The 15,002-nt window shown below is 34.2% G+C and carries 12 protein-coding genes; 10 read left to right on the top strand and 2 right to left on the bottom strand.

Annotated elements, in window-relative coordinates:
* The first annotated feature begins 32 nt into the window (after positions 1-32).
* The 3 genes from K7G76_RS05315 (at position 33) to uvrB (ending at position 4,988) form a co-directional block, all read left to right on the top strand.
* Positions 33-527, top strand: a complete 495-nt coding sequence (locus K7G76_RS05315; protein WP_223033142.1) for a hypothetical protein — start codon at positions 33-35, stop codon at positions 525-527.
* Positions 528-626: 99 nt separating this feature from the next.
* A complete protein-coding gene (locus K7G76_RS05310; protein WP_223033141.1) occupies positions 627-2,966 on the top strand; it encodes a T9SS type B sorting domain-containing protein in 2,340 nt (779 codons plus the stop codon).
* Between the two features lie 18 nt (positions 2,967-2,984).
* Positions 2,985-4,988: an excinuclease ABC subunit UvrB gene (uvrB, locus tag K7G76_RS05305; protein WP_223033140.1), complete on the top strand. Its 2,004-nt coding sequence runs from the start codon at positions 2,985-2,987 to the stop codon at positions 4,986-4,988.
* Here the strand turns inward: uvrB and K7G76_RS05300 are convergent.
* Positions 4,985-5,386, bottom strand: coding sequence for a TerB family tellurite resistance protein (locus tag K7G76_RS05300; RefSeq protein WP_223033139.1), 402 nt, complete (start codon positions 5,384-5,386; stop codon positions 4,985-4,987). The genes uvrB and K7G76_RS05300 overlap by 4 nt on opposite strands.
* Positions 5,387-5,612: 226 nt before the next feature.
* Here K7G76_RS05300 and K7G76_RS05295 point away from each other — a divergent pair, with 226 nt between their 5' ends.
* A complete protein-coding gene (locus K7G76_RS05295) occupies positions 5,613-5,888 on the top strand; it encodes a DUF1456 family protein (RefSeq protein WP_223033138.1) in 276 nt (91 codons plus the stop codon).
* A 35-nt stretch (positions 5,889-5,923) separates the two neighbouring features.
* On the opposite strand, the gene sucC is transcribed toward K7G76_RS05295, so the two are convergent.
* The gene (gene sucC / locus K7G76_RS05290; protein WP_223033137.1) at positions 5,924-7,114 is read right to left on the bottom strand and encodes an ADP-forming succinate--CoA ligase subunit beta; all 1,191 of its coding nucleotides are present in this window, start codon (positions 7,112-7,114) and stop codon (positions 5,924-5,926) included.
* Positions 7,115-7,289: 175 nt separating this feature from the next.
* On the opposite strand from sucC, the gene lysA reads away from it, so the two are divergent.
* The 6 genes from lysA to K7G76_RS05260 all read left to right on the top strand — a co-directional run bounded on the left by lysA (position 7,290) and on the right by K7G76_RS05260 (position 15,002).
* Positions 7,290-8,495, top strand: a complete 1,206-nt coding sequence (lysA, locus tag K7G76_RS05285; protein ID WP_223033136.1) for a diaminopimelate decarboxylase — start codon at positions 7,290-7,292, stop codon at positions 8,493-8,495.
* A 282-nt stretch (positions 8,496-8,777) separates the two neighbouring features.
* Positions 8,778-9,656, top strand: coding sequence for an ester cyclase (locus K7G76_RS05280; RefSeq protein ID WP_223033135.1), 879 nt, complete (start codon positions 8,778-8,780; stop codon positions 9,654-9,656).
* Between the two features lie 46 nt (positions 9,657-9,702).
* Positions 9,703-10,761 (top strand): proline iminopeptidase-family hydrolase, encoded by a 1,059-nt coding sequence (locus tag K7G76_RS05275; RefSeq protein ID WP_223033134.1) that lies wholly within the window; start codon positions 9,703-9,705, stop codon positions 10,759-10,761.
* A 32-nt stretch (positions 10,762-10,793) separates the two neighbouring features.
* Positions 10,794-11,837 (top strand): hypothetical protein, encoded by a 1,044-nt coding sequence (locus K7G76_RS05270; RefSeq protein WP_223033133.1) that lies wholly within the window; start codon positions 10,794-10,796, stop codon positions 11,835-11,837.
* Positions 11,838-11,839: 2 nt separating this feature from the next.
* Positions 11,840-13,255: an MBOAT family O-acyltransferase gene (locus K7G76_RS05265; RefSeq protein ID WP_223033132.1), complete on the top strand. Its 1,416-nt coding sequence runs from the start codon at positions 11,840-11,842 to the stop codon at positions 13,253-13,255.
* A 10-nt stretch (positions 13,256-13,265) separates the two neighbouring features.
* Positions 13,266-15,002, top strand: coding sequence for an amidohydrolase family protein (locus tag K7G76_RS05260; protein ID WP_223033131.1), 1,737 nt, complete (start codon positions 13,266-13,268; stop codon positions 15,000-15,002).

Here is a 15,002-nt window from a genome sequence, read left to right as displayed (position 1 = left end):
TTGCTATTTTAGAAGTTCAACTTGTAAAACAAATGAGAAGTACAATAATATTTCTACTATTATTAATTATTAATGTTGATTCAAACGCACAAAATTATAAAACGGCATTTGATGAAATTTACATTTTCATTAATAATAAGAATTTCAGGCACGATGTATTAGGCTATAAAGCGTATTTCGACACAAAAAGTGATGATAAGAGATTTCAAAGTGATAATTATTCTTTCAGAATAGATTATAAGACTCTTGATTATATAAGTTTATACAATTTAGGTAAACTAGTTAACAAAGATTCAATTAGTTATATCGATCCTTTAGATTATTACAAAGGAAAAACGAATTATGAAATACACATTGAATTAAGCCTTTACAAACGCATATATATTGTAACCAATCTACCAGAAAAAATGTTAATTGAAAATCCTGAATTACATAACAAATTAATAATCTGGTCAACTTCGTATGCAGGAACTGTTAAAGATGTTAGTTATATGAGTTATAGTGGTAAAAATCTTTTAGAAGATTGAATCAATTAAAAGTTCAATTTTAGAATCTCATAGACATTAACCACATTTTAAATTTTATAAAATAGTATTATCCTTATCTTTGCACTCCAATAGTATTGCATGAAGAAAGCTCTATTACTACTAACTTGTTTTACTACAGTTTTTGCTTGGTCTCAAAATGTCCAAGTAGATGCCCAAAGCTATACACCACAACAGCTTATTGAAGATATTTTAATAGGAAGTGATTGTATTACAGATGTTGTAGTCACAAATGTAGTTGGCGGAGACTTTAATGGTAATGATGAAAGTTATGGATATTTTGATGCTTCGGGTTCTAATTTCCCTTTTGCAAATGGTTTGGTTTTAAGTACGGGTCGCTCACAAAATGTTGAAGGTCCAAACGACTCGTTAAGTGATGATGATGCACCAGGTTGGATTGGCGACGAAGATTTAGAGCGTGTTCTTCAAGAATCGGAAACACTAAATGCAACCATTATAGAATTCGATTTTCTGTCTAACTATGCTTCACAAATAAGTTTTAGGTATGTATTTGCTTCAGAGGAATATCAAGAAGGTAATAGCAATACCTGCCAATATTCTGATTTATTTGGATTTCTCATTCGGCCAACCAATCAGCAAGAGTATGAAAATATTGCGTTAGTTCCAGACACAACAACACCTATTAAAGTCACTACAGTGCATTCTGGGATACCTGGAAATAGTGGATGCGACCCTATTAACGAAAGTTATTTTGGCAGTTGGAATGATACCAATGCTCCCATTAATTTTAATGGACAAACAAAAGTATTACGAGCCGTTGCAAATGTTTTACCCAATGTTACGTATCATGTAAAATTGGTGATTGCAGACCATATTAACTACCGTTATGATTCTGCTGTATTTTTAGAGGCTGGTAGTTTTCAATTATCCACAGATTTAGGACCTAATAGATTAATTGCCAACGACAATGCGCTTTGCGAAAACGATATTTATACGTTAACCAGCAGTGTTCCTGGCTCTGCCAATGCAACCTATACATGGTTTAAAGATGGAGTTGAACTAATAGGTGAAACAAACCCGACATTACAAGTGAGTGCACCAGGCACTTACAGTTTAGAGCTATACAATGGCATAAATTGCACGTTTTATGGTGAAGTCGTTATAGAGTATTCACCTGATCCAACAGTTTCAAATACAACACTTATCAATTGCGATATAGACTTGGACGGTTACACCACCTATAATTTATTCGACACTGTAAATGACATAACATTAGGAGACAACACGTTAAATGTTGTCAACTTTTTTGAGTTGTTGACTGATGCCAATCAAAACAATAACCCAATTCCAAATTCTAATTCTTATTCTAATACAAGCATTTTGCAAACTGTTTTTGCTAGAGTTGAAAACCGGAATGGTTGTTTCTCTATAGCAGAAGTCCTATTAGACATTTCAAACAATTCGGTTACGTTACCCGATTTTGAAACCTGTGACGATAACAACGATGGTTACATAACATTCTATGTTTCTGAAATAAGTAGTTTTATCCAATCTCAAAATAATGTTCCAACAGGATCAAGTATTACATTATATGAATCTGAAACTGATTTAATTAATCAGGCAAACCCAATTTCAGGATCGTTTGAAAACTCAAATCCAAATCAGCAAACCTTATGGGTTCAAATAACCAATAATGGAAACTGCTACGCCTATAGTACCATTGATTTAGTTGTGAATCCTATACCTGAATTAGAACCCGATGAAAGCCTGTTCTACTGTCTAAATAGTTCCCCGAGTACCATAAACTTAAATGCTGGTGTAACAAATGGTAACCCTAATAGTTTTACGTATGAATGGTTTAGAAATGGCACTAGCCTAAACATCAATAACTCCCGAATTGCAATTAATGAGGTGGGAAACTATTCCGTAACAGTAATGCATCCGTCAGGTTGCAGTACCTCTCGATCTATCGTGGTTGAGGCTTCCAATCTAGCTATAATTACAAACATAGCTGTTGAAGAAGCTTCTTATAACAATTCAATAACAATAACAGTAGAGGGTGAAGGTGACTATGAGTACGCATTAGATGGTGTTAGGTATCAAGAAAACAATAGCTTTACTTTTCTACCTCCTGGTTTTTACACCGTTTACGTTAGAGATAAAAATGGTTGCGGTATTGTTACCGAAGAAACTGCTATTTTAGGATTCCCTAAATTCTTTACACCAAACGGAGATGGAGATAACGATACTTGGCAACCACTAGGTGTCAGCCAAAAAAATGCAGGAATGCGTGTGCTTATTTTTGACCGCTACGGAAAGTTATTAAAGGAAATTGATGGCAATGATTACGGTTGGGACGGCCAACTAAATGGGCAGAACCTGACCAGTGCAGATTATTGGTATTTGGCCATTCTACCTAATGGTAAAGAATTTCGAGGGCATTTTGCACTCGTACGTTAATTCTACTAGATTTGTAATATGCGATTCAAAATTCAATCTGATTTCAAACCCACTGGAGACCAGCCACAAGCTATTTCACAGTTGGTTGATGGTATTTCTTCCAACGAAAAATATCAAACCCTATTAGGTGTTACGGGTTCTGGTAAAACATTTACAGTGGCCAATGTTATTCAAAATGTTCAAAAGCCAACTTTAGTTTTGGCACATAATAAAACATTGGCCGCACAATTGTATTCAGAATTCAAACAGTTTTTTCCGGATAATGCTGTCGAATATTTTGTATCCTATTACGACTATTACCAGCCTGAGGCTTACATTCCAGTTTCTGGAGTTTACATTGAAAAAGACCTTTCTATAAACGAAGAAATTGAAAAAATGCGTTTAAGCACAACGTCATCATTACTTTCGGGTCGTCGAGACGTGTTGGTCGTAGCTTCTGTGTCATGTTTATATGGTATTGGTAACCCAGTTGAATTTCAAAAGAACGTAATATCATTAGAACGCGATCAGGTTATTTCTCGAACAAAGCTATTACATCAATTGGTACAAAGTCTATATTCAAGAACCGAAGCTGAATTTAATCATGGTAACTTCAGAATAAAAGGCGATACGGTTGATGTTTTTCCAAGTTATGATGATCACGCGTTTCGTATTCATTTTTTTGGTGATGAAATTGAAGACATTGAGGCTTTCAATGTTCAGACGAATGAAGTTTTAGAAAAGTATGATAGACTTAATATCTATCCGGCCAATATGTTTGTAACTTCCCCTGAAGTACTTCAAAACGCTATTAAAGACATTCAGGATGATTTGGTAAAACAATACGATTATTTTAAAGATATTGGCAAACATTTGGAAGCCAAGCGGCTTAAGGAACGTACAGAGTTTGATTTAGAAATGATTCGCGAATTAGGGTATTGTTCTGGTATTGAAAACTACTCACGTTACCTAGATGGAAGACAGCCAGGAACGCGACCATTCTGTTTATTGGATTATTTTCCTGATGATTATTTAATGGTAGTAGATGAAAGTCACGTTACCATTTCACAGGTTCACGCTATGTATGGAGGTGATAGAAGCCGTAAGGAAAACCTTGTTGAATATGGATTCAGGCTTCCTGCTGCCATGGATAACAGGCCTTTAAAATTTGAAGAATTTGAGGCCTTACAAAATCAGGTTATTTATGTGAGTGCTACTCCAGCTGATTATGAACTGCAAAAGACCGATGGTGTATATGTTGAGCAAGTCATTCGTCCAACTGGATTATTGGATCCCGAAATAGAAGTCAGACCGAGTTTAAACCAGATAGATGATTTAATTGAAGAAATTCAGCTGCGTGTTGAAAAAGACGAGCGCACTCTGGTAACTACGCTTACCAAACGCATGGCTGAAGAATTGACAAAGTATTTAACACGCATTCAAATTCGAGTGAGGTACATCCATAGTGATGTTGATACTCTTGAACGCGTAGAAATTATGCAAGACTTACGTAAAGGTTTATTTGATGTCCTAGTCGGTGTAAACTTACTCCGTGAAGGTTTAGATTTACCTGAAGTATCATTAGTTGCTATTTTAGATGCTGATAAAGAAGGATTTTTACGTTCTGCACGATCGCTTACCCAAACTGTTGGACGTGCAGCGAGAAACTTAAATGGTAAAGCCATTATGTACGCTGATAAGGTTACCAATAGCATGCAAAAAACAATTGATGAAACCGAGTACAGAAGACAGAAACAAATAGCCTATAACACAGAAAACAATATAAAGCCTAAAGCCCTTAATAAAAGTTTAGATAATGCATTAGCCAAGAATTCGGTTAGTACCTACAGCTTCGAATTAGAAGCTCAAAAAGCTGCTGAACCAGAAAGCGAATACCTAACTAAAAGTCAACTAGAACAGAAAATTCGAGAAAAGCGCAAACTCATGGAAGTTGCCGCAAAAGCTCTTGACTTTTTAGAAGCTGCAAAATTTAGAGATGAGATTAAAGCTTATCAGCAAAAGCTAGAGAAACTTAAGGTTTAATTATATTGTACCTTAAAGATGTCTATTAACACATCTGGCGGAACTATCTTGTTTGGAAAACTCTCCATTAAATACAAAACCTTTCTAATGGATTCCTGACTCAATCCCATTCGCAATCCGTAATTATGAAGTTTTGCTACTTCTTTAGGTGTGTGTTCATTATCTATGTTCATTAATAAAACCAACCTATGGAACTGTACAATACGTTCACTATGCGATTCTAAATGAATATAATTTATGGGATGGTCTATTAAATAATCAAAATCTTCTCGTGAAATATCAAGCTGTTTCGCTATCGCTAAAAGAAAATTATATTCAATAGGCTTTAAATTGCTTTCCGTTTTTGCAAACGAAATCATTTCAGATAGGAGGCTTAATTTTTCAACCCTGTTTATCATGTGAGGAATAGATTAATTATTACTGTTATAAAGATACGGAGATAGACCTTTAAATAATCCGCTATAAATTGTAACTTGTCGAAAAATTTAATGCTTTTTATCGGTAATTTCATTCATTTACTCTAAGAGCTCTTTTCAATTGACTGAAAAACAGCTTTTTAATACGTTTTTGCATTTCATCGATAATTTATTAAAGCACCAAACAAATCATATTTAAAAGTAACTAATGACAAATAATGATATTTTTAAAAAATTAAGAGTCGCTCTGCAGTTAAGAGATGATGAAATTGTAAAGATTTTAGAACTTGTTGACTTTAGAATTTCCAAAAGTGAGCTTGGTGCTTTTTTCAGAAAAGAAGATCACCCTAAATACAAAGAATGTGGTGACCAAATATTACGCAATTTTTTGAATGGGCTCGTCATACATTTAAGAGGTCCTAAACCAAAGAATAAACCCAATAAAAACAATAACAGTAATCAACAAAAAAAGAGCAACAAATAAATGCTGCTCTTTTTAAATTTAAAACTCAATTATTTTTAAGCTAATACTTGCTGTACTTTATCTGCTGCCTCTTGGAATTCTGTTGCACTCATAACATCTAATCCAGAGTTATCAATTAATTCTTTGGCAACATCAGCATTGGTTCCTTGTAAACGTACAATGATAGGAACATTAATATTACCCATGTTTTTATAAGCATCAATTACACCTTGAGCCACACGGTCGCAACGTACAATACCGCCAAAAATATTAATCAAAATAGCTTTTACATTCGGATCCTTTAAAATTAAGTTAAAGGCAGCTTCTACTCTAGCCGCATCTGCAGTACCACCAACATCCAAAAAGTTTGCTGGCTCACCACCTGCTTGCTTAATTAAATCCATAGTTGCCATAGCCAAACCTGCTCCGTTTACCATACAACCTACATTACCATCTAAATCCACATAATTAAGTCCGACTTCTTTGGCTTCAACCTCAACTGGATTTTCCTCACGCAAATCACGTAATTCAGCATAATCTTTATGTCTGTATAAGGCATTGTCATCTATGGTAACTTTAGCATCAACAGCCATTATTTTATTGTCGCTCGTTTTTAAAACCGGATTAATTTCAAATAATGATGAATCTGATTTTACATAAGCTGTATATAATGCTGTAACGAATTTTGTCATTTCTTTAAAAGCCACACCTGATAAACCTAGGTTAAAGGCTACACGTCTAGCTTGAAAAGGCATCAATCCAACTGCTGGATCAACTTCTTCAGTAAAAATTAAATGCGGTGTCTCTTCAGCAACAGTTTCAATGTCCATACCACCTTCAGTAGAATACATAATCATATTACGTCCTGTACCGCGGTTTAATAAAACAGACATGTAAAATTCGCTTGTTTCACTTTCTCCAGGGTAATACACATCTTCTGCAATCAACACTTGGTGAACACGCTTACCTTCAGCTGAAGTTTGAGGTGTTACAAGGTTCATTCCTATTATTTGACCAGCAATTTGCTCTACTTCCTCTAAATTTTTTGCCAATTTAACACCACCACCTTTGCCACGGCCACCAGCATGTACTTGAGCTTTTATTACGTGCCAACTTGTTCCAGTTTCATCTGTTAATTGTTTTGCAGCTTTTACAGCTTCTTGAGCATTTTGAGCAACAATACCACGCTGAATGCGAACGCCAAAACTGCTTAAAATTTCCTTTCCTTGATATTCGTGTAAATTCATTTATGTGTAAAATTTATAGTGCCACAAAAGTAAACATCCTATAACATTTAACCAATAAATTTTAAAGGAAGTATTCCTGTCCTTTTTAATTGACTGAAATTTGATATAAATACCTATAGATTCTATTAGCTATCCCGAAATACTTTTTAGCTTTGCAGGACTTAAATTAAAAAAAATGAATTCAAAAACCTTATTACAAATTGCCGAGGACCATGGAAGTCCTATTTATGTTTATAATTCTGAAAAAATTGTATCTCAATACAAACGATTAAAACAGGCTTTTAATAAGGTGAAACAGGTAAAGATAAACTATGCCGTTAAGGCTTTATCTAATTTATCTGTTTTAAAATTAATGAATTCTTTGGGTTCCGGATTGGACACTGTTTCCATCCAAGAAGTGAAATTAGGATTAACCGCTGGTTTTGACCCTAAAGATATTATCTATACACCTAATGGTGTATCTCTTGAAGAAATTGAAATGGCTTCAAAATTAGGAGTTCAAATAAACATTGACAATTTATCTATTTTAGAACAATTTGGCACCAGACACCCAAAGGTGCCTGTCTGCATTAGAATCAATCCTCATGTTATGGCTGGTGGAAACACCAATATATCAGTAGGACATATTGATAGCAAGTTTGGCATTTCCATCCATCAAATACCTCATATTTTACGAATTGTAGAAAATACCAATATGACCATTAATGGGATTCATATGCATACAGGTAGCGATATCTTAGATATTGATGTGTTTTTATATGCCAGTGAGATTTTATTTGAAACAGCCAAAAACTTTACCGATTTAGAGTTTATAGATTTCGGTTCAGGTTTTAAAGTACCTTACAAAGAAGGTGACATTGAAACTAATATTGAAGAGTTTGGCAAAAAATTGACGAAGCGCTTTAATGAGTTTTGTAAAGAATATGGCAAAGAATTAACCCTTGCATTTGAGCCAGGTAAATTTTTAGTCAGCGAAGCCGGTTATTTTTTAACTAAAGTAAATGTTGTAAAACAAACAACATCTACTGTATTTGCTCAAATAGATTCGGGATTTAATCATCTTATTAGACCTATGCTCTATGGTTCTCAACATGAAATTGTAAATATCTCAAATCCTGAAGGTCGTGAAAGATTTTACTCCGTTGTAGGCTATATTTGTGAAACAGATACATTTGCAAATAATAGGCGTATTGCCGAAATTACTGAAGGTGACATTTTAGCTTTTAAAAATGCAGGTGCCTACTGTTTTTCTATGGCTTCAAATTATAATTCCAGGTATAGACCAGCCGAAATTTTATGGCATGATAAAAAAGCACATCTAATCCGTGAACGCGAAACTTTTGATGATATACTTAAACATCAAATTGTTTTAGATATTTAGAAAAAAGTGCGATTTTATTAATCGCGCTTTTTGTTTTACACACAACAAGTTCGTGTTTTTTTGTTATATTTATAATTCCCTAAAGTCTTTTTAATAGCTTTAATAAAGACTTATGACATTTAAACCAACTAACTTCATTGAGTTTAAAGACTCAATGTTCCACTCCCTAAAGCTCAAAAATTATCCTACCATATCTATCTCAATAAATAATTGGGACAACTTTTCGTGTGCTTACCCTTCCCAAAAAATAAGTATTTCTAACCAATTAAATCACTATACATTATGAAAAATTCTATTAACATTCTAGCACTAGTATGCATGTTGCTGATTTTATCGTGTAACAATCTCAATCAACAAACACAAAAAGATATAGAAATGTATTCTTCAGTTTGGGATGACATTATTAATAAAGGTGAGTTAGATAAAATTAACAACACCTATTTTGATGAAAACATTACACTTGTTACTAGCCCAGAAAATGTAGTTGGGATAGACAATTTTAAAGGTTACTATTCTAATTTCATCACTGGCTTTTCTAATCCAAATTTTACCATAAAGGATATTTTTGGTCAAGGCGACAAATTGGTTAAGCACTGGCATTTTACAGGAAAACATACTGGCGATTTTTTTGGTATTCCACCAACAAACAAAACAGTAGATATTGAAGGTACTACACTTGTAAAAATGAAAGATGGGAAAATAGCTCAAGAGCAAGACTTTATGGACAACATGGTCTTCATGCAACAATTAGGCTTTGTATCTGATCCCAATAACCTAGCTATTATAAGTACAGCTTATGACGCTTTTGCAAAAGGGGATGTTGAAGGAGTGGTTGCCACATTTAGTCCTGACATAGTTTGGTATGAAGCAGAAGGAAACCCTTATGCAGATAAAAACCCATACAAAGGAGCAAACGAAATTGTTGAAGGTGTTTTTGGCCGAGTGGTTAACGAATGGGACGGATTCAAGTTAGTTAACATTAAGCTTCATGAAATGTCTGAAAATCAAGTATTAGCGACTTTGCGCTACAATGGAACAAATAAAGCAACTGGAAAAAGCATTGATGCCCAAGTGGCACATCATTGGACATTAGAGAATGGCAAAATTACGGGGTTCCAACAATATGCTGATACAAGGCAACTAGCAGATGCTTCAAATTAATTCTTTTTTTAATCACGAACTCTGGAAAAACAATAAATATTAACAGATGAAAATTGCAATAAAATTACTGCTAATCATTTGCACTATAATAGTTAGCTGCAATAATAAAGTAAAACAAGACGAATCTACTCCTGTAGAAGATAAAGCAAGTAACTATCTAGATTATTCAAATAGTGAAGACCAATTCACAGGAGGTATTAATATGATACCCATAAAAACTGAAATTGGGACTTTTAACGTGTATACCAAACGTGTTGGTAACAACCCGAAAATGCGCGTTTTACTCCTTCACGGCGGACCTGGGGGAACACATGAAGAATTTGATTGCTTCGATGGTTACTTACCCAATGCAGGCATTGAATACATATATTACGATCAGTTAGACTCTTATTATAGCGACAAGCCTAATGATTCAACACTTTGGACAACTGAACATTATGTAGAAGAGGTGGAACAGGTTAGAAAAGCACTCAACCTAAACAAGGACAATTTCTATTTATTGGGACAATCATGGGGTGGTATTCTTGCTATGGAATATGCTTTAAAATATCAAGACAACCTAAAAGGATTAATCATCTCAAACATGATGTCTAGTGCTCCAGAATATAGCAAATATGCAGCCGAAGTGCTTGGCCCACAGATGCCGCCAGAAGTATTAAAAGAGGTATTGGAATTTGAAGCCAACGAAGATTATACAAACCCAAGATATGCTGAACTATTGATGAAACATTATTATGTTGAGCACACCCTTCGTATGCCAATAGAAAAATGGCCAAAATCGGTTAATTTATTATTTCAACATCTTAACCATGATATTTATCTATACATGCAAGGACCAAGTGAATTTGGTATGGCGGGAAATGCGACATTAAAAAATTGGGATGTTTCCGATAGATTAAAGACAATCAACTCCCCTACATTGGTTATTGCAGGAGCTTATGACACTATGGATCCTAAATACATGGAGTGGATGTCTGACGAGTTACCCAATGGTAGATTTTTATTATGTCCGAATGGCAGCCATTTAGCGCAATACGATGATCAAAAAACTTATTTTAAAGGACTAATTAAATTTATTAAGGATGTGAATAATGGTTCATTTTAACCATAACCTTAATCAACTAAACCAACCGAAATATGAATTTAAAACTATCACTAACAATAGCAATAGCTATATGCTTATTTGGAACTATAGCTTGGGAATTGTATTGGCGTTCCCAAGGCTACTATCCAGATGTAGATAACGACGAAGCTTTATTTGCTGTGCAAAGAAATCGTGCTGAAAAAGCATCAAATTCTGACGTCATACTAATTGGTTCATCGCGAATTCATTTTGATATTCAATTAGACATTTGGATGCAAGAAACGGGGATAAAGCCCATACAATTAGCCTATCCAGGAGCCACTCCCTTACCAGTCTTTGATGATTTGGTTAACAACACAAATTTTGTGGGAACCATTATAGTTGGTGTTACCCCAGGTTTGTTCTTTTCTTCAACTACAACTGAAAAACGAGCCTATAGAAGTGCTAATGATAAAGTTGAATATTATCATGATCAAACTTATGCGCAGCGTATTAACCATCTTTTATCAATTCCACTTCAACAAAATTTAGCTTTTATTAGCGATGCTGATGGTGTAGATGCTATTAAATTACAATTTCTTTTAGAAGGTATTCAATTTGGCAATCGCATTGAAGGTAACGACTTTCCTCCTTTTCCAAACTTTGCAGATATTTCTCTTGACAGAAACTTGCGAATGACGGAAAAAACAGTCACAGACACCTCCTTTGCAAGGCTCATAAAAAATGTTTGGAGTTTTAAAAGTACTCCTGAAACACCACCAAGGGAAATGAGCAAAGACAGCGTAATGAAACTATTTACAAAAGATGCCAAAATATTTCAAGAACGCGGAGGAAATCTTGTCCTTTTAAGATGCCCTTCAACTGGGTACTATCGTAAAAAGGAAGAGAATTTTTATTGTAGAGATGAGTTTTGGGATGAGCTGTTAAAACAATCTGGAGCAAAAGGCTATCATTTTGAAGACTACTTGCAACTTAAAGATTTAGACTGCCCTGAATGGTCTCACTTATCAGGTGAAGATGCTGATTTTTTTACAACTGAAATTGCAAAAATTATGATGGCCGACAAGGCTATCCCTTTTAATCCTAAAACTAACTAGATATGCTATTTAATTCCTTAAGTTTTGTAGTATTCCTAGTTATAGTTTTACTGCTTTATTATTCTAAATTTTTAAACTGGACCAATAAAAAGCGTATGCTTCTTCTGGCCAGTTATATATTTTATGGGCTGTGGAATCCTCCATTAGTAATATTACTTTGGATTTCAACCGTTGTCGATTGGACTGCTGGTAAAAAATTAGCAATTGAAAACAACCAAAGAAAACGAAAAATGTGGTTGCTGTTAAGTATGTTCGTAAACCTTGGCTTTTTGGCATTCTTTAAATATGGTAATTTTCTATTGGAAAACTTTACAACTGTAGTTAATGCAATAGGTTTTGATTTTGAAGCCTTGCCTATGGATATTATTTTACCAATGGGAATTTCGTTTTATACCTTTCAAACCATGTCTTATACTATTGATATGTATAAACGTAAAATTGAACCAGCAAGAACCTTTTTAGATTTTGCCTTATATGTTACTTTCTTCCCGCAATTAGTAGCTGGACCAATTGTTAGAGCAAAAGATTTAATAACACAATTTTATGAAGAGAAGAAAGCTACTGCCAATCAGTTTTTTTGGGGCATCTTTTTATTAACCATTGGCTTATTTCAAAAAGTAGTTATGGCAGACACCTTACTATCCAACACATCTGATACTGTTTTTGGTTCAGATAAATTGTTACATGGCGTTGATGCTTGGATAGGAACTCTGGCATTTTCAGGGCAAATATTCTTTGACTTTGCCGGATACTCAACTTGTGCCATAGGGATCGCTCTTATGCTTGGTATAATATTACCAGATAATTTTAGATATCCTTATGCTTCATTGGGTTTTTCTGATTTATGGAGTCGCTGGCATATTTCTTTATCCAGTTGGCTAAAAGACTATCTATATATTCCTTTAGGAGGGAATCGCCATGGCATTACCAGAATGTATGTCGCGCTTATGCTAACCATGTTGTTAGGAGGACTATGGCATGGTGCTGCTTGGACCTTTATGGTTTGGGGTGGCCTGCATGGAACCTATCTCATACTCGAAAAACTTCAAAAACAATACTTACCCTTTAAAATAACCAAATGGAATGGCATTTTCTTGGCCTTCATTACATTTTCCTGTGTAAATATTACTTGGGTGTTTTTTAGGGCACGTGAATTTGATACAGCTTGGAGCATGATTAAATCCATGTTTTACATGCAAACAGATGGCGAAAAAATATTAGGTTCATTTGATGTTTTAAAAGTAAGCCTAGTTGTTGGAATATTATTTATCTGTCATTGGCTTATGCGGAATACATCTATGAAAGCTGTATCTTTAAAAACCAACCCAGTTGTTTTGGGTGTATTTTGGGCATTCATGTTATTCTTAATAATAATATCGCAAGGTAGCGGTGAACAGTTTATTTATTTTCAATTTTAAGTATTGTGCTATGAAAAAATATCTTTTAAGTTTAGTCCTAATTTTTGTAATTACCATTGGTTTTTCACAAACCTATATAACAAACGTCACCATTATTGATGTTGACAATAAAAAATTGATTGCAGATCAAACTGTTGAAATTACCAATGGAAAAATTTCAAACATACAATCTCATAAAAAAGCAATTATTCCAGAAAATGCCACTGTGATTGATGGAGCGAACAAATTTTTAGCGCCAGGACTTGTTGATGCCCATGTTCATTTCTTTCAAAATGGTGGACTATACTCACGCCCAGATGCTATTGATTTAAGGGGTGACATGCCTTACGACAAAGAAATTGAACTTGCTAAAAACAATATGAAAGTCCACTCAAAACATTATGTAAAAAATGGTATCACATCTGTAATTGATGTCGGATCGACATATAATATGCTAGAAAAGCGGCAGCAATTAAAAAATGACTCACTCGCTCCTAATATTTATATGACAGGCCCATTATTAACAACTTACGAACCTGAAGTTTATAGCAATCTTAATAAAGACGAGCCCTTTAGTTTGGTAAAAACAATTAATGATGGTATTAAAATGGTTCAAAACCAATTACAATATAATCCTGACTTTATCAAAATCTGGTACATAGTTGGTCTGGATGGTCTTGACAATGAAAGCAGTGCTAGAAAAAATCTGCCAATTATTAAAGCTATAATTGAAGAATCGCATAAAAATAATTTAAAAGTAGCTGTTCATGCTACACAGCGTATTACTGCGCAATTGGCAGTTGAAAATGGTGCCGATTTTTTGGTTCATAGTATTGACGATGAGATTATCACTTCTGATTTCGCAAATCTATTGAAGCGCAACAACACCATACTTTGCCCGACACTTATTGTACATGACAGGTATATTAAAACATTTGCTCAAAATTATGATTTTGACAATCATGAATTATTGGAATCGAATCCTTATCAATTGGGTACTTTGATGGATTTATCTCATATTGACAATAAGCAATTGGTTGATGGTTATAAAACCATGGCTAATTCACAACAATCTAAAACTCGAACTGAAAGTATCAACTCTACCATGATGACCAATTTAAAAACATTAGTTGATGCAGATGTAACCATTGCAACAGGAACTGATGCGGGTAATATTGGCACACTACATGCGTCGTCATATTTAGCAGAAATTATGGCTATGAAAAAAAGTGGCATGACTAACTGGCAAATTATAGAGGCATCTACGATAAATGGAGCAAAAGTACTAGGACAAGAAAACAATATTGGTTCAGTAAGTGTAGGTAAACAAGCAAACCTCATACTATTAGATAAAAACCCTATTGATGACTTAAACAACTTAACTAGCATAAGCCAGATAATCAATAAAGGACACGTTTTAAAAGTAAATTCAATTATTGAAAACTCTCCAGAAGCATTAGCTCAAAGACAGTTAAATGCCTATAATTCAAGGAACATAGATGCCTTTTTAGAACCATATGCAGACGATGTTGAAGTTTATAATTTCCCTGATAAATTATTATTTAAAGGAAAAGATGCTATGCGAACAGGGTATGCTTCCATGTTTGAAAATACTCCAAACTTACATTGTGAATTAGAAAACAGAATTGTTCAAGGTAATATAGTCATTGATGAAGAACGTGTTCAATTTGGTGACAACCTCCTAGAAGCTACCGCAATCTACCATATCGAAAAGGGTAAAATAAAAAAAGTTTTCTTCATTAATTAA

This window comes from Hanstruepera marina, assembly GCF_019880635.1.
GTDB classification, from domain to species: domain Bacteria; phylum Bacteroidota; class Bacteroidia; order Flavobacteriales; family Flavobacteriaceae; genus Hanstruepera; species Hanstruepera marina.
This window is presented reverse-complemented; position numbering and strand designations above follow the sequence as displayed.